Below are 15,160 nucleotides of genomic sequence, written 5' to 3'. Positions count from 1 at the left end.
AGTCCGTCTGGGTAGAAAGGGTGGGTGTTCGGTTTACCGGAGGGCATCCGCGCGTGCCTGTTCGACCTCGACGGAGTGCTCACCGACACCGCCAGCGTGCACAAGCGGGCGTGGAAGGCGATGTTCGACGAGTTCCTCCGGCAGCGTGACGGCGACGACTTCACCCCGTTCGACATCGGCTCCGACTACGACGACTACGTCGACGGCAAACCGCGCGAGGACGGGGTGCGGTCCTTCCTGCAGAGCCGGCACATCGACGTCGACGACGCGACCGTGCGCCGGCTCGGCGACGAGAAGAACACGGCCTTCCAGCACACCCTGGAGAAAGACGGGGTCGAGGTGTTCGACGGATCGCGCCGCTACCTGCAGGCGGTCGCCGAAGCCGGGCTGCGCCGCGCCGTGGTGTCGTCGAGCGCCAACACCAAACAGGTTCTCGAGATCACCGGTCTGGCCCAGTACGTCGAGGTGCGCGTCGACGGCGTGACGTTGCAGGAGGAGCACCTGCGGGGCAAGCCCGCACCGGACAGCTTCCTGCGGGCCGCGGAACTGCTCGACGTGGCAGCGGGCGATGCCGCGGTGTTCGAGGACGCGCAGTCGGGTGTGGCCGCCGGCCACGCCGGGCACTTCGGAAGCGTCGTCGGCGTCGACCGCGTGGGGCAGGCCGACGCCCTGCGCGACCACGGCGCCGACATCGTCGTCACCGACCTCGGGGAGCTGCTCGACCGATGATGATCACCGACGAGGCCTTCCCGGTCGAACCGTGGCAGATCCGCGAAACCCAGCTCGTGTTCGACCTGCTGCCCCAGACGGAGTCGATCTTCGCACTGTCCAACGGCCACATCGGTTTACGCGGCAACCTCGACGAAGGGGAACCCTTCGGTCTGCCGGGCACCTACCTCAACGGGTTCTACGAGACGCGGCCTCTGCCCTACGCCGAGGCAGGGTTCGGTTACCCGGAGGACGGCCAGTCGATCGTCGACGTCACCAACGGCAAGCTGATCCGACTGCTCGTCGAGGACGAACCGTTCGACGTCCGCTACGGCGAGCTGCTGTCCCACGAACGGGTGCTCGACATGCGGGCGGGCACCCTGACGCGGACCGCGGAGTGGAAATCGCCTGCGGGCAAGCATGTTCGGGTGACCTCCGTGCGGTTGGTGTCGCTCGCGCAGCGCGGTCTGGCCGCCATCGAGTACATCGTCGAAGCGGTCGACGACCCCGTGCGCGTCACCCTGCAGTCCGAGTTGGTGGCCAACGAGGACCAGCCGGCGCCCTCGGACGATCCGCGGGTGGCGTCGGTCCTGAAGAACCCGCTGAAGGCGATCCAGCACGAGGTCAGCGACAACGGCGCGGTGCTGATCCACCGCACCCGCAACAGCAAGCTGATGATGGCTGCGGCGATGGATCACGTCGTGGACGCGCCCGGACGCGTCGACATCAGCGGCGATGCCGGTGGTGACTGGGCGCGTACCACCGTGGTGTGCGCACTGGAGCCGGGTGAAAAGCTGCGCCTGGTCAAGTATCTCGCCTACGGCTGGTCGAGCATCCGGTCCCGGCCCGCCCTGCGCGACCAGGTCGCCGCGGCCATCGCCGGCGCCCGCTACACCGGCTGGGACGGGCTGCTCGACTCACAGCGGGAGTATCTCGACGACTTCTGGGACAGCGCCGACGTCGAGGTCGACGGCGACGCCGACTGCCAGCAGGCGGTGCGGTTCGGTCTCTTCCACGTCATCCAGGCCAGTGCCCGCGCCGAACGCCGCGCGATCGCCGGCAAGGGTCTCACCGGTACCGGCTATGACGGCCACGCCTTTTGGGACACCGAGGGTTACGTGTTGCCGGTGCTCACCTACACCGCGCCGCACGCCGCCGCCGACGCGCTGCGGTGGCGGTCGTCGACGCTGGGCCTGGCGCGCGACCGCGCCAAAGAGCTCGATCTCGAGGGTGCCAGCTTTCCGTGGCGCACCATCGCCGGAGAGGAGTGCTCGGCGTACTGGCCGGCAGGTACCGCCGCGTTCCACGTCAACGCCGACATCGCGATGGCGTTCGACCGCTACCGCGTGGTCACCGGGGATGACTCCCTCGAAAAGGACTGTGGTCTGGCGGTTCTCGTCGACACGGCGCGGCTGTGGATATCGCTGGGGCACCACGACCGCGATGGTCTGTGGCGCATCGACGGCGTCACCGGCCCCGACGAGTACACCGCGGTGGTGCGCGACAACGTGTTCACCAATCTGATGGCGGCCAACAACCTGCGCATCGCCGCGGACGCCTGCCACCGCAATCCCGACGCCGCGGCGGAACTCGGCGTCGACAACGAGGAGACGGCCGCGTGGCGCGATGCCGCTGATGCCGTGCACATCCCGTACGACGAAGACTTGCGCGTGCATCCGCAGTGCGACGGTTTCACCACCCTGCGGGAGTGGGACTTCCGGGAGAACACGGAATACCCTCTGCTGCTTCACGAGCCGTACGTCCGGCTGTATCCCGCACAGGTGGTCAAACAGGCCGACCTGGTGCTGGCCATGCAGTGGCAGAGCCACGCGTTCACGCCCGAGCAGAAGGCCCGCAACGTCGACTACTACGAGAAGCGGACCACCCGCGACTCGTCGCTGTCGGCATGTACGCAGGCGGTGATGTGCGCCGAGGTAGGCCATCTCGAGCTCGCCCACGACTACGCCTACGAGGCCGCTCTGATCGATCTGCGCAACCTGCACCACAACACCGGCGACGGTCTGCATCTGGCGTCGCTGGCGGGCAGCTGGACCGCGCTCGTCGGTGGCTTCGGCGGACTGCGGGACGACGAGGGCATGCTGAGCCTGGACCCACACCTGCCCGCGGGGATCAAGCGGCTCTGTTTCCGGTTGCGCTGGCGCAACTTTCGCGTCACGGTCGAGGCCGATCACTCGTCGGTGACCTACACGCTGCGCGACGGCCCGCACCACCGCCTGACCATCCGGCACGCCGGTGAACCGCTGGAGATCAACACGGACTCACCGACCACGGTGCAGGTTCGCCCGATCACCCCACTTCTGCCGCCGCCGACCCAGCCGCCCGGCCGAGAGCCGATGCGTCGGCATTTGCAGAAATCAGACCTCGAGCCGTGATCCGATGACGACCGTGCGTTCCAGCGGCAGTCCGAAATAGGCGGCCGCGTCCGAGGTGATGTAGGACGTCGCGATGAACAGCCGCTTGCGCCACCGCGCCATCGACGGCCGATCGCCTTCGCACAGTTCGAGTTTCGACAGGAAATAGGTCGCGTTCGCGAGGTCGAGCCGGCCTTCGGTCTGCTCGGGTTCCAGCATGGCCAGCACCCTCGGCACGTTGATGTGCTCCATGTAGCCGAACCGGGCGACCACGTGCACGATCCCGTCGTCACGCGGCCCGAGCTCGTCGACGCTGAGGCGCTCGGAATCCGGGATGCGGGGCACCGGCTCGGTCGTCAGGCTCATGATCACCACGTGCTCGGCCAACACGTGGTTGTGTTCGACATTGGTGCGCATCGACAGCGGCGCCGTGTCGTCGCCCCTGTTGAGGAACACGGCCGTGCCCGGCAGCCGCACGAGAGGCGGGTCCATCGAGCGCAGCCCGTCGATGAACTCCTGCATCGGGCCCTCGACCTCGCGGCGTTCCGCGGTGACGATCACCCGGCCCCGCTGCCACGTCGTCATCACCACGAACGCGACGACGGCGATCAGCAGCGGCAGCCATGCCCCGTGCACCAGCTTGGTCATATTGGCGGCGAAGAACATCAGGTCGACGGTCAACAGCACCGCGCCGCCACCGATCACCAGCCACAGCGGGGCGCCTGCACGGGTGCGGGCGATGTAGAAGAACAGCAGCGTGGTGATCGTGATCGTGCCGGTGACCGCCATACCGAACGCATAGGCCAGCGCAGACGAGCTGCGGAAGGCGAACACCAGGATCAGCACGGCGACCATCAGCATCCCGTTGATCCAGGGCACGTAGACCTGCCCCATCGCGGTGGCCGATGTGTAGTGGATGCGCAGCCGCGGCAGGTACCCCAGCTTCGCAGCCTGCGACGCCACCGAGAACGCGCCGGTGATCACCGCCTGCGAGGCGATCACCGTCGCCGCGGTGGCCAGCAGCACGATCGGGATGCGCCCCCACTCGGGCACGAGAAGGAAAAACGGTGCGGAGACGTTCCGTTCGTCGGCCAGCACCAGCGCGCCCTGCCCGAAGTAGTTGAGCGTGCAGGCCGGCAACACCAGGCCCAGCCAGCCCACGGTGATGGCCTTGCGGCCGAAGTGCCCCATGTCGGCGTAGAGCGCCTCAGCGCCGGTGACCGCGAGCACGATCGCCGCGAGCGCGAAGAACGCGATGTGGAAGCGTCCGGACAGGAACTCCAGGGCGTGGGTGGGGGAGAGCGCCCAGAGGATGTCGGGATCGGCGACGATGCCGCGGATGCCGCACGCACCGATCACCGCGAACCACAGGATCATCACCGGACCGAAGAACCGGCCGACGGTTTCAGTGCCACGGCGCTGCACGGAGAACAGGATCACGATGATGACCGCCGTCACCGGCACCACGAAGTCGGCGAACCCGGGGTCGATCACCTTGACGCCCTCGACCGCCGAGAGCACCGAGATCGCCGGGGTGATCATGCTGTCGCCGAAGAACAGCGCCGCGCCGAACACACCGAGAGCGGCCAGCACCGACGACACCCGCCGGGTGGACGGTTTCGAGAACTTCTTGACCAGCGTGATCAGCGCCATGATGCCGCCCTCGCCGTGGTTGTCGGCGCGCATCACCAGCGTGACGTAGGTGAACGTCACGATCATCATCACCGACCAGAAGATCAGCGAGACCACGCCGTAGACGTGGTCCCGCGTGACCGGCACCGGGTGCGGATCGTGGGGATCGAAGACGGTGGCCAGCGTGTAGATCGGGCTGGTGCCGATGTCGCCGAACACCACACCCAGTGCCCCGACCACGATGGCCGGGCGGAGTGGATGGCGACCAGTGTTCTCGGTGATAGTGGACAGTGTGACCGATCCTCCGGCCGTTCAAGCGTCCGACGCACTTGACGTCCTCTACGCGGCGCGCCCGGAGGACTTCACCGCGCGCCGCACGGAATTGGCGGCGGCCGCCAAGCGTGCCGGCGACGGTCCCGCGGCGACACAGATCCGCGGCAGCCGTAAACCGACCGTCGCGGCATGGGTGGTCAACCTGCTGGCGCTCAAGGGAACGGCGCGAACACAACTGACCGATCTGCGGACACGCCTGCGGGACGCGCACGCGGCGATGGACGGTGAGGCGATCCGCGCGCTGACCACGCAGCAACGCCGGCTGGTTGAGGAACTGAGCCGGGCCGGATTCGTCGCCGCCGGGATCACCGACCCGTCGGCCGCGCTGCGCGACGACGTCGTCTCGACGCTGCAAGCCGCCGTCGCGGATCCGGACGTGCTCGCTCGACTCGGCCGGCTGACCAAGGCCGAGCAGTGGTCCGGTTTCGGCGACTTCGGCGTCGCCACCCCGGTGACGGCGACACGCGCCCCCGCCCGGCCGGCCGCGCCGGCAGAGCCGCCCCGACGAGGGCCGTCCCCGGCGCTGACAGCGGCGTTGGCACGACAGGCGGACGCCGACGCCGCGCTACCGGAGCTGCAGTCCGATCTGGCCGTGACTCGGCTGCGCGTCGAGGATGCGCGGCGCCGCCTCACCGCCGCCGAAGAGGCGCTGCACGCCGCCGAAGAGGCGCTGCGCACCGCCGAGGACGCCTACGAGGCCGGCAAGCAGGCGAGCCGGGAGGCTGCGGCGGCCGTCGCGGCGGCCCGATCGGCACGCTGATTCCCGCTACCCTGGGCACAGGCATCCATACAGGGAGGCGCGGGAGATGAAGCTTCGAGTGCTGCCGTATGTCACTGTCGAGGTCGACGACCGGCTCCGGCGCAGATTGCGGCTCGCCGGGGATCGCTGGCGGCTGAACATGCGGGCCTACCTGCTCAGCGCCGCCGACGATGTCGACACGGCCGTCGACACCGCTGGGGATCGCGTTCGCGGGCTGTGCGACCGCGCGGTCAACCGCATCGACTCGGTGGCAGCAACGGTCACCGACAAGATCGGGCCGCAACCGTCGGCGCAGCCGGAACCGCAGGAGCGGCCCCGGCTGCGGGTGGTCAAGAGCGAGCGCGCCAGCTAGCTGCTAGGCCCGCACCCGGCCGGTGCGGCCGCCGACGAAGAACGAGCCGGCGAGCACCAGTACACCCACCACCGCCACCGGGATCGACCACGACCGCCGCGACGACAGCGCCGAGTCGCACTCGGCCACGAAATCCTTGTGCGGGATGATCTCGTTGAGCACCGGCAGGTTCGCGAGATTCTTGCTGTCGACGTCGCGCGCCTGGGACAGATCCGACGCGATCGCATTGCCGCACCCGATGTCGCCCTGGGGTCCCGGCACCGATACCGGCACCAGCAACGCGATGACTCCGACGAGCAACACCACCGCGCCGACGAGCATGACAACTCTCCGCAGATTCATGGCGCAGGGAGTGCCCAGTTCTGTGATGACGAAACAAGATCGATCATCGGCGCCCGCCGAGCCGGGTGGGCAGCAGCCCCTCGGATGTGCTGTCCTTGTCGGGTGATCGGCCATGGGGTGACCGTCCTGCTGTCGTTGTTGGCGGCGGTGTTTCTGGCCATCGGCATCGTGGTGCGGCAGCGGGCCACGCTCGACGTGCCGGCCGAACACGGTGTCAGCAGCAAGATGGTGCTGACGCTGATCCGCAGGCCGCTGTGGTGGGCGGGCACGGCAGCGGCGATCGCCGGCTACGTCTTCCAGGCGCTGGCGCTGGCCAACGGTTCGCTGCTGCTGGTGCAGCCGATCCTGGTGTCGGCGCTTCTGTTTGCGCTGCCCCTGTCGGCCCGGCTGGCCCATCGTCGGGTCACCCGCGCGGAGTGGGCCTGGGCGCTGCTGCTCACCGCGGCGCTCGCAGTGTTCGTGGTGCTGGCCAAGCCCAGCCCCGGCGACTACGAGGCCTCACTGAGCACGTCGGCGATCGTCGCCGTGGTCTGCACGGTGCTGGTGATGGTCTGTGTCGTGGTCGCTCTGCGCAGTGCCGACTGGCGGCGGGCGGTGCTGCTCGCGGTCGCGGTCGGTGTGTTGTTCGGCGTCGTCGCGGTGCTCACGAAATTGTTCATGCACGTGCTGACCCACGAGGGCCTCCTCCCCGTCATGATCACGCCGGTGCCTTACCTCTTGGTGGTGCTCGGAGTGATCGCGGTGCTGCTGCAGCAGTCGGCGTTCCATGCGGGATCCCTGCAGACCTCGGTGCCGACGATGTTGACCCTGGAGCCTGTGATCGCGGTCATCCTGGGGGCCGTCGTGCTCGGCGAACAGCTCGACGTCAGCCGCCTCGATGCCGTGGCGCTGACAGTCGCGACGCTGGCGATGGCCGCGGGCACGATCGCGCTGGGGCGCGACGAAGGCGCCTACGAAGAGCGATTGACCGCTACCGAACTCGCAGAGCGTCAGGCTGCCTCGGGCACCGAGTAGCCGACGGAGGCGGCCCTGTCCCGCAGCGCCAGCCGCAGTCGGGTCCGGCCGCGGTGGACGCGGGACATCACGGTGCCGATCGGCACCTGGAGCCGGGTGGCGATCTCTCGGACCGCGAGGCCCTCGATGTCGCTGAAGTACACCGCGGTGCGGTAGTGCTCGGGCAGGGAGCGCATCGCCGCTGCGATCGCCGGATCGCCGAGGAGCGCCAGCACCTGATCTTCGGGGGAGTGCGCGACACCGGCGCGTTGATGATGGTTCAGCAGTTGGCGTTCGGAGAACTCGTCGGTGAATTCCAGGGTCGGGCGTCGCTGCGCTCTGCGGTGCTCGCTGATGTGGGCGTTGACCATGATTCGGTAGAGCCAGCCGGCCAGGTTGGTGCCCTCGGTGAACCCGCCGAACGACGCGAACGCCTTGACCGCCGTCTCCTGCAGCAGGTCCTCGGCGCTCAGCGGGTTGCGGGTCAGTCGCACCGCGTGCCCGCGCAGCTGACGCAACAGCGGCACCGCGTCGCGTTCGAATCGTTCGGTGAGCTGGATTTGATCGGTCATCGGGGCTCCTCGGCAACGCGTGGATGATGCCCTTGACTCTTCCGCCGGGCTGCCCCCGCGTCTGCCCGGCTGACCTCCAACCCGGCGGCGGACAACCACCGCAGCCTCTACCGGCTAGCCCCCACTCCAGGACGTCCAGCGGTGGATCTGGATGCTGATCACTGGCCCGGTGAGCGCGACCTTTTCGTACTGCGGGTACTTGGCGCGCAGCGCCGCGTACCCCGCCGCCACGGTCTCGCCGGCGTCGTGGATCGTCGCCGTGCCGTCGGCACGGACCCACCACAGCCGTGACCAGTCGTCGTCGTAGTGCTCCACCAGCAGGCTCACCGCCGGCTGGTGGGCGATGTTGTCCAACCGGCGCAGCCGCTGCGTCGACTTGGGCTTCGCGTCGACGGCGGTGAAGACCACGTCGTCGCGATCGGCGGCCATCGCGAACACCACCGGGACGACGTGAGGAGCACCGTCGGGGCGCACGGTGGCGAGCACCGCCACCGGTGCGCCACCGAACTCGGCGACAGGCCGGGACATGCTCACCGGCTCAACCCTAGGCGCGAACAGCGCCGCCAGGTTATGGTTCACCGCGATGACACGGCCAGGTAATCGCCGCGCCACTGCGCAGCCTCCTGCTCACCGGAAGGTCTCAACCATGCCCTCTGCCAACGCCACTGGACGTCTGTCCCGCTTCTTCGCCTGCGCCGCCTCCGCCCTGCTGGTCGTCGGCGCCGCGGCATGCGCCCCGCCGGAGAAGAACGATTCCGGCTCGCAGACGCAGTCCGGCGCCAAGGCATCGGAGGCCACCTCGGCACAGGACTTCGGTGGCATGGACGGCCTCGTCGAGGCGGCCAAAGGCGAGGGTGAGCTGAATGTGATTGCGCTGCCGCCAGATTGGGCCAACTACGGGGCGATCATCAAGGCCTTCTCCGACAAGTACGGCATCAAGGTCAACTCCGCGCAACCCGATGCGTCGAGCCAGGACGAGATCAACGCGGCCAACCAGCAGAAGGGCCGCAGCAGCGCGCCGGACGTGTTCGACCTCGGCCAGTCCGTCGCCCTGGCCAACACCGCGATGTTCGCGCCGTACAAGGTGGCCACCTTCGACGACATCCCGGCTGCCTTCAAAGATTCGGGCGGAACATGGGTCAACGACTACGGCGGCTACATGTCGATCGGCTTCGATTCGGCCAAAGTCCCCCCGGTGACAGGGGTCAACGATCTCCTCAAGCCCGAGTACCAGGGCAAGGTCGCGCTCAACGGAGATCCCACCCAGGCCGGTGCGGCGTTCTCCGGGGTGCTGATGGTGGCGCTGTCGCAGGGTGGTTCGGCCGACGACATCGCCCCGGGTGTCGAGTTCTTCCGCAAACTCAAGCAGGCAGGCAACTTCCTGCCCGTCGACCCGACGCCCGCGACCATCGAGTCCGGACAGACGCCGGTGGTGATCGACTGGAACTACACGAATTCCAGTGAGACCAAGAAGCTTCCGTCGTGGACGGTGGTGGTGCCGCCGAATGCCGCCGTCGCCGGGTACTACTACCAGGCCATCAACAAAGAGGCACCGCATCCGGCGGCGGCGCGGCTGTGGCAGGAGTTCCTCTACAGCGACGAGGGTCAGAACCTGTACGCCCAGGGCGGGGTTCGGCCGGTGCGCGCCGACAACATGCTCGCCAACAAGACGTTGAACGCCGAGGTCGCCAAGTCGCTGCCGGTCGTGGACGGGCCGGTCACGGTGCCGACTCCCCAGCAGACCGAGGCGGCGTCGAAGTACCTGTCGGAGAACTGGGCTGCCGCGGTTGGCTGACATGCGCCGCGTCCGTGACGGCCTGCCGCTGCTGCCGTTCCTGGCCGTCGTCGTGGTGTTCCTGATCATCCCGACGGTCACCGTCGTGGTGAGTTCTGTCTACATCGACGGGGTGTTCTCGCTGAGTCGTATCGCGGCGCTGTTCACCGGAACCGCGCTCTCGGCTCTGCTCAACAGCGTGCTGCTGAGCGCCGCCACGGCCGTGCTCGGTGCGCTGCTCGGTGCGGTGATGGCGTGGCTGATCGTCAGCAGCCCACCGACGTCGATGGTGCGCCGGGCGGTGCTGTCGCTGTGCAGTGTGCTGGCCCAGTTCGGCGGTGTCGCACTGGCTTTCGCGTTCCTGGCGACGGTCGGTCTGAACGGTGTGCTGACGCTGTGGGTGCAGCAGGCCACCGGGTGGAACCTCGCCGGCTCGGGCTGGCTGTACGGCCTGGGTGGGTTGATCCTGGTCTACACCTACTTCCAGATCCCGCTGATGGTGATCGTCTTCGTGCCGGCACTCGAGGGGCTGCGCGAGCAGTGGCGCGAGGCGGCGGTCAGCCTCGGGGCGTCCACGTGGGACTACTGGCGAGAGGTGGCGGTGCCGCTGCTGACACCGGCGTTCCTCGGTTCGATGTTGCTGTTGTTCGCCAACGCCTTCGCCGCCTACGCGACGGCCGCTGCCCTGGTCAGTCAGGGCAGCCCGATCCTGCCGCTGCTGATCCGAGCATCTCTGGTCAGTGAGGTGGTGTTGGGGCAGGCCGGCTTCGCCTACGCGCTGGCACTGGAGATGATCGTCGTCGTGGCCCTGGTGATGATCGCCTACAACCTGCTGGTGCGGCGCAGCGCGCGGTGGCTGTCATGACGCGGGCGGTGCGCGGGCTGCTGTGGGTGGTCTTCGGGTTGTTCTTCTGCTTCCCGCTCTACGCGATGGCCGACTTCTCGACCCGCGACCTGATCTCCGGCGGACGCACCGGGCAGGCCTGGGCCAACCTGATCGCCGACGAGCAGCTGTACCGGGCCATCGTCGTGTCGCTGTCGCTGGCGGTCCTGACCGTCGTGGCGATGCTGATCCTGTTGGTGCCCACCATGATCTGGGTACGGCTGCGCGCCCCCTGGGCCAAGGGGCTGGTCGAGTTCCTGTGCCTGTTGCCGCTGACGATCCCGGCGCTGGTGATCGTCGTCGGCTTGCGCAACGTCTACCTGTGGGTCACCTACTTCCTCGGTGAGTCCGCACTGACGCTGACGTTCGTCTACGTCGTCGTGGTGCTGCCGTTCTCCTACCGGGCGCTCGATGCTGCGCTCTCGAGCATCGATCTGCAGACCCTCTCGGAGGCCGCGCGGTCGTTGGGCGCGGGCTGGGCGACGACGATCCTGCGGGTCGTGGTGCCCAACATCTGGTCGGGCATCCTGTCGGCCGCATTCATCTCGATCGCCGTCGTGCTCGGCGAGTACACGATCGCGTCGCTGTCGGGATACGAGACGCTCCAGGTACAGATCGTGACCATCGGCAAGAGCAACGGCCCCACCTCGGTGGCAGCGTCGCTGGCCACGCTGCTGTTCGGCTTCGCGCTGCTGCTGATCCTCTCGCTGGTCACCCGCGGCCGCCGCCACCAGACAGGAGTCACCACGTGACCGGAGTTGCCGTCGAGCTCACCGAGCTGACCCGTCTCTACGGCGAGACCAGGGCGCTGGACGGGCTGACCCTGCACATCGAGCCGGGCGAGATGGTGGCGCTGCTCGGACCGTCGGGCTGCGGAAAGACCACGGCACTGCGCATCCTCGCGGGCCTCGACGAGGCGACGTCGGGCACGGTGACCGTCGGCGGCGTCGACGTCAGCAGGGTGCCGGCCAGCAAGCGGGACATGGGCATGGTGTTCCAGGCGTACAGCCTGTTTCCGCATCTGACGGTGCTCGACAACGTCGCGTTCGGTTTGAAGATGCGCGGAAAAGCCAAGAGCGAGAGGCTTTCCCGTGCCGCCGACATGCTCGACCTGGTGGGCCTGGGCGCGCTGGGCAGTCGCTACGCGAAGGAGCTGTCGGGCGGTCAGCAGCAGCGGGTCGCGCTGGCCCGCGCGCTGGCGATCCAGCCCCGGGTGCTGCTGCTCGACGAGCCGCTCTCGGCGCTGGACGCCAAGGTGCGCACTCAGCTGCGCGACGAGATCCGGCGTGTTCAGCTCGACGTCGGCACCACCACGCTGTTCGTCACCCACGACCAGGAGGAGGCGCTGGCCGTCGCGGACCGCGTCGGGGTGATGAACAAGGGCAGGCTCGAACAGCTCGCGGCGCCCGCCGAGCTCTACGCACACCCCGCGACCCCGTTCGTCGCGGACTTCGTCGGGCTGAACAACAAGGTGCCGGCTTCTGTGTCCGGTGGACATGCGTCGCTGCTCGGTCTGTCACTGCCCGCGGCGCCGGGGTCCGTCGACGGTGAGGGTGTGGCGATGGTGCGGCCCGAGTCGGTGAGCGTGACCGCCGATCCGTCGGGTACCGCGACCGTGACGTCGGTGTCGTTTCTCGGGGCGATCTCACGAGTGCACCTGACGGCGGCCGACGGAGCGGCGCTGATGGCTCAGATGGCCAGCTCGGCGGCCCGGGACCTGCAGCCGGGGGAGCGGGTCGCGGTCGCAGTGGACAGCGACGCCGTGCTCGTCACCCCAGCGTGATTTCGGCGTGCTTATCGTCGGTCAGCGACGACAACCACGCCGAAATCACACGTCCTTGACCGGGTCGATGCCCAGGTCGCGGTAGCTCACCAGCGCGTGGAAGGGGATGCCGCGCTTGGCGAACCGCGCGGCCGCGATGTCCCCGCGATCGACCATGGGGATCACACCCGTGACCACCACCCCGAGGGGCGCGATGCGCTCGAGAGCCAGCTCGGTGGAGCCACCTGTGCTGATCACGTCGTCGACGAGCAGCACCCGGTCCCCGGACTGCAACCGGGTGCCCTCGATCCACTGCTCGCGGCCGCGGCTCTTCTGCTCCTTGCGCACCGAGAACCACGCCTTGCCAGTCACCATCGCCACGCCGTGCGCGAGCGGGTCGGCACCCATCGTCAGTCCGCCGACGGCGTCGAACTCGATGCCCTCCGCCGCCGCCAGATCGGCCACCGCACGGCTGACCACCGACAGGCGCTCGCCCGTGTCGACCGCGAACTTGCCGTCGATGTAGTCGTGGCTGAGCTGACCACTGGCCAGCCGGAAGGGCTCCTCGCGACGCTCGTGCCCGCGCGTGCGGATCAGTTCGAACGCGGCCTGCCAGGTCTCGGGACGCTGCATCTGCTCGGGCATAGCGCGATGGTAGTGCCCGCCCCGAATCAGTGCCCGCGCGCCCGACGCGTCAACTCGACCGCGGCGGAACGCAATTCGTCGGCGGAATCGAGTGGTGAGGCGAAACCGATTCGGGTGTAGGCCATTCCGCGTTCGGTCATCAGCCGCAGATCCAGGCCGTAGCGATCCACGCCGGTGCACGAGGCGGTCGTCGTGTCGGGGTAGCCACCCAGCTCGCGGGCCATCGCGGCCAGTGCATCGGCGTGGTCGGCGTTGAGATGGGCGATGGCACCTGCGGCATGAGGGCTGATCGGGTCGGGCTGCGCCGCGGCATAGTCGGCGCCGCTCGTGGACTCCATGCGGCCGTAGCCACCGACCCATCGCACGCGGTCAACCCGCAGCACCCACAGCGTGAAGTCGGTGTAGTCGATGTAGTACTTGGCCGCGGCCACCGCCGAGAGGTGCGCATCGCGAGCCGCCGCCTGCTCGTCGCCCGTCGGTCGCTCCACACGACCAGCGACCGTGATGCGCGCATTGGCCAGCGGGTCGGACTCGGTGGCGGGGGCGACGATCGCGAGGCTCGCGCGCGGATCGGCCGCCAGGTTGCGGCCGTGCTCGGCGAGGTTCGACACGCACAGCACCGGAGCTCCGCCGAGGAGGCCGTACGTCACGAACGAGGCCCACGGGTCGCCGTCGCCGGTCAGCGTCGCCAGCGTCGCGGAGTTCGTCGACGCCGCGATCGTGCGGGCCTCCTCGGCCGCCGACGGGCGCGCAGGATTGACGGGTTCGCGCAGCGGCGGCGGGATGGTCGGCGCATCGCCGGGGTCGCCGTGATCGCGGGGTCGGCTTCCGGACGTCACGACGGCACGATAACGCACTGACGCGCGCGTCGATTTCGGCCCGTCGTCAGCAAACTCGGATCGGGCCGCGGGGTTGTGCTGATGTGCGAGAATTGCCGAGATGGGGAGGATAGTCGGCGGCATCTCCTCGCTAGTGCGTCTGCCGGATTAGGGGGCATCATGGGGCGGCCCGCATCGCGTGCCTTCGCCGCTGCCGGTGCGCTCTCCATGGTTCTTTTCCTCGGCGGGGTGGGGTCTGGGATAGGTGTCGGGCCCGTCCTCGCTCAGCCGTCGGACGGCGACGGTTCCTCGCAGACGGACTCCGGCGGCACCGACAGCGGCGGTACCGAAGGTTCCAACAACACGTCGACGGACACCTCCGGCGGCTCGTCACCCTCGGTTGACACCCCGGACACCGATTCGTCGGTCACCGTCGACACCGAACCCGAGGAACCGTCTCGCAACGGCGGCTCCCGTGAACCCTCCGAGCCGGACAGCCCGGAGCCACCCCGAGAATCCGGCAAGGTCGATTCGGGCCGCTCGCTGACGATCCCGGTACTGCGGCTGCCCGCCCCCGGTGAGATCCCCTCGGGCCAGCTGCCGCTGCCGCGAAATTTCTACACCACCGTCCAGATCCCCGTGCCGACGCTCACGCAGTTCCTCTCGGCCCTGTCGATCGTGCCGCCCGCGCCGCCGCCGGGCCCCGCGTTCCGGACCCAGGAGGAAGCGCCGGTGGTGGACGCCGCCACCGGGACCGCAGGCGGAGGGGGCGGCGGCGCAGGCGTAGGCCAAGATCCGACGGTGCTGCACGCGCCGCTGGTCGTGACCGTTCCGCGCGCCATCACGGTCGCCAGCCCCAGGGCAGGCACCCGCGCACCTGACGCCGTCGCCGCCGAGCCGGGTGTGACCGCGCCGGGCGTCGCCGGAGCGAGCACGCCGACGATCCGCGGCTCGATCGAACCGACGCCGGGGGCCGCCGCACAACCCATGGCCACCGGTGCGTCGGGGCCGCGACCCGAGGCGATGCCGCGCTCCATGGTCAGCCCGACCATCACCCAGCTCGCCGCCGTCGCGCTTCCCGGGCTCGCCGGCCTCATCCTGCTGACCTTCGGCGGGGGCGTGCTCGGCTACCGGCAGGCCAACAGTCTGAGGTTCGTCCGCACCGCCGGAGCGGAGCGTTTCCTCGCCTGAGCGTGGGGTCGCGGCGGCGGAAC

The 15,160-nt window shown here is 69.0% G+C and carries 16 protein-coding genes; 10 read left to right on the top strand and 6 right to left on the bottom strand.

The window, feature by feature from the left end; all coding sequences use genetic code 11:
- Positions 1 to 24: 24 nt before the first annotated feature.
- Complete coding sequence (locus ACZYYX_RS02175; RefSeq protein ID WP_463812756.1) at positions 25 to 729, top strand: beta-phosphoglucomutase family hydrolase; 705 nt, start codon at positions 25 to 27, stop codon at positions 727 to 729.
- A complete protein-coding gene (locus ACZYYX_RS02170) occupies positions 729 to 3,101 on the top strand; it encodes a glycoside hydrolase family 65 protein (RefSeq protein WP_463814767.1) in 2,373 nt (790 codons plus the stop codon). Before ACZYYX_RS02175 ends, ACZYYX_RS02170 begins: the two co-directional genes overlap by 1 nt.
- Here ACZYYX_RS02170 and ACZYYX_RS02165 read toward each other — a convergent pair.
- Positions 3,084 to 4,994: a potassium transporter Kup gene (locus ACZYYX_RS02165; RefSeq protein WP_463814766.1), complete on the bottom strand. Its 1,911-nt coding sequence runs from the start codon at positions 4,992 to 4,994 to the stop codon at positions 3,084 to 3,086. The two genes, ACZYYX_RS02170 and ACZYYX_RS02165, sit on opposite strands and share 18 nt — an antisense overlap.
- Before the next feature lie 10 nt (positions 4,995 to 5,004).
- On the opposite strand from ACZYYX_RS02165, the gene ACZYYX_RS02160 reads away from it, so the two are divergent.
- Complete coding sequence (locus tag ACZYYX_RS02160; RefSeq protein ID WP_463812755.1) at positions 5,005 to 5,805, top strand: hypothetical protein; 801 nt, start codon at positions 5,005 to 5,007, stop codon at positions 5,803 to 5,805.
- A gap of 46 nt (positions 5,806 to 5,851) precedes the next feature.
- The gene (locus tag ACZYYX_RS02155; protein WP_463812754.1) at positions 5,852 to 6,157 is read left to right on the top strand and encodes a hypothetical protein; all 306 of its coding nucleotides are present in this window, start codon (positions 5,852 to 5,854) and stop codon (positions 6,155 to 6,157) included.
- 3 nt (positions 6,158 to 6,160) lie between these two features.
- Here ACZYYX_RS02155 and ACZYYX_RS02150 read toward each other — a convergent pair whose 3' ends face one another.
- Positions 6,161 to 6,499, bottom strand: coding sequence for an aminopeptidase (locus tag ACZYYX_RS02150; RefSeq protein ID WP_463812753.1), 339 nt, complete (start codon positions 6,497 to 6,499; stop codon positions 6,161 to 6,163).
- A gap of 102 nt (positions 6,500 to 6,601) precedes the next feature.
- On the opposite strand from ACZYYX_RS02150, the gene ACZYYX_RS02145 reads away from it, so the two are divergent.
- Positions 6,602 to 7,513, top strand: coding sequence for a DMT family transporter (locus tag ACZYYX_RS02145; protein WP_463812752.1), 912 nt, complete (start codon positions 6,602 to 6,604; stop codon positions 7,511 to 7,513).
- Here ACZYYX_RS02145 and ACZYYX_RS02140 read toward each other — a convergent pair.
- Together ACZYYX_RS02140 and ACZYYX_RS02135 are read right to left on the bottom strand one after the other, a co-directional pair.
- Entirely contained in the window at positions 7,489 to 8,064 is a 576-nt protein-coding gene (locus ACZYYX_RS02140) for a sigma-70 family RNA polymerase sigma factor (protein WP_463812751.1), read from the bottom strand. The genes ACZYYX_RS02145 and ACZYYX_RS02140 overlap by 25 nt on opposite strands.
- A 114-nt stretch (positions 8,065 to 8,178) precedes the next feature.
- A complete protein-coding gene (locus tag ACZYYX_RS02135; RefSeq protein ID WP_463814765.1) occupies positions 8,179 to 8,592 on the bottom strand; it encodes a TIGR03668 family PPOX class F420-dependent oxidoreductase in 414 nt (137 codons plus the stop codon).
- A gap of 118 nt (positions 8,593 to 8,710) precedes the next feature.
- On the opposite strand from ACZYYX_RS02135, the gene ACZYYX_RS02130 reads away from it, so the two are divergent.
- Genes ACZYYX_RS02130 through ACZYYX_RS02115 form a run of 4 tightly spaced genes read left to right on the top strand, consistent with a single transcriptional unit; the run spans position 8,711 to position 12,504 of the window.
- Positions 8,711 to 9,859, top strand: a complete 1,149-nt coding sequence (locus tag ACZYYX_RS02130; RefSeq protein WP_463812750.1) for an ABC transporter substrate-binding protein — start codon at positions 8,711 to 8,713, stop codon at positions 9,857 to 9,859.
- Between the two features lies 1 nt (position 9,860).
- Positions 9,861 to 10,703 (top strand): ABC transporter permease, encoded by an 843-nt coding sequence (locus tag ACZYYX_RS02125; protein ID WP_463812749.1) that lies wholly within the window; start codon positions 9,861 to 9,863, stop codon positions 10,701 to 10,703.
- On the top strand, positions 10,700 to 11,473 hold the full coding sequence (locus ACZYYX_RS02120) for an ABC transporter permease (protein ID WP_463812748.1): 774 nt from the start codon (positions 10,700 to 10,702) through the stop codon (positions 11,471 to 11,473). Before ACZYYX_RS02125 ends, ACZYYX_RS02120 begins: the two co-directional genes overlap by 4 nt.
- Positions 11,470 to 12,504, top strand: a complete 1,035-nt coding sequence (locus ACZYYX_RS02115) for an ABC transporter ATP-binding protein (protein ID WP_463812747.1) — start codon at positions 11,470 to 11,472, stop codon at positions 12,502 to 12,504. The genes ACZYYX_RS02120 and ACZYYX_RS02115 overlap by 4 nt, the downstream gene beginning before the upstream one ends.
- A 45-nt stretch (positions 12,505 to 12,549) precedes the next feature.
- Here ACZYYX_RS02115 and pyrE read toward each other — a convergent pair whose 3' ends face one another.
- Together pyrE and ACZYYX_RS02105 are read right to left on the bottom strand one after the other, a co-directional pair.
- Entirely contained in the window at positions 12,550 to 13,128 is a 579-nt protein-coding gene (pyrE, locus tag ACZYYX_RS02110) for an orotate phosphoribosyltransferase (protein ID WP_463812746.1), read from the bottom strand.
- Between the two features lie 26 nt (positions 13,129 to 13,154).
- On the bottom strand, positions 13,155 to 13,967 hold the full coding sequence (locus ACZYYX_RS02105) for a HugZ family pyridoxamine 5'-phosphate oxidase (RefSeq protein ID WP_463812745.1): 813 nt from the start codon (positions 13,965 to 13,967) through the stop codon (positions 13,155 to 13,157).
- A gap of 159 nt (positions 13,968 to 14,126) precedes the next feature.
- Between ACZYYX_RS02105 and ACZYYX_RS02100 the strand changes: the two genes are divergently transcribed.
- Entirely contained in the window at positions 14,127 to 15,137 is a 1,011-nt protein-coding gene (locus ACZYYX_RS02100; RefSeq protein WP_463812744.1) for a hypothetical protein, read from the top strand.
- Positions 15,138 to 15,160: the final 23 nt, after the last annotated feature.

The organism is Mycobacterium sp. IDUB_1 (genome assembly GCF_055419625.1).
This window is presented reverse-complemented; position numbering and strand designations above follow the sequence as displayed.

Coding starts and splice junctions, on each gene's coding strand:
- ACZYYX_RS02140 (WP_463812751.1), bottom strand. CDS start 8,064: ATGACCGATCAAATCCAGCTCACCGAACGATTCGAACGCGACGCGGTG.
- pyrE (WP_463812746.1), bottom strand. CDS start 13,128: ATGCCCGAGCAGATGCAGCGTCCCGAGACCTGGCAGGCCGCGTTCGAA.
- ACZYYX_RS02125 (WP_463812749.1), top strand. CDS start 9,861: ATGCGCCGCGTCCGTGACGGCCTGCCGCTGCTGCCGTTCCTGGCCGTC.
- ACZYYX_RS02150 (WP_463812753.1), bottom strand. CDS start 6,499: ATGAATCTGCGGAGAGTTGTCATGCTCGTCGGCGCGGTGGTGTTGCTC.
- ACZYYX_RS02135 (WP_463814765.1), bottom strand. CDS start 8,592: ATGTCCCGGCCTGTCGCCGAGTTCGGTGGCGCACCGGTGGCGGTGCTC.
- ACZYYX_RS02170 (WP_463814767.1), top strand. CDS start 729: ATGATCACCGACGAGGCCTTCCCGGTCGAACCGTGGCAGATCCGCGAA.
- ACZYYX_RS02120 (WP_463812748.1), top strand. CDS start 10,700: ATGACGCGGGCGGTGCGCGGGCTGCTGTGGGTGGTCTTCGGGTTGTTC.
- ACZYYX_RS02100 (WP_463812744.1), top strand. CDS start 14,127: ATGGGGCGGCCCGCATCGCGTGCCTTCGCCGCTGCCGGTGCGCTCTCC.
- ACZYYX_RS02155 (WP_463812754.1), top strand. CDS start 5,852: ATGAAGCTTCGAGTGCTGCCGTATGTCACTGTCGAGGTCGACGACCGG.
- ACZYYX_RS02130 (WP_463812750.1), top strand. CDS start 8,711: ATGCCCTCTGCCAACGCCACTGGACGTCTGTCCCGCTTCTTCGCCTGC.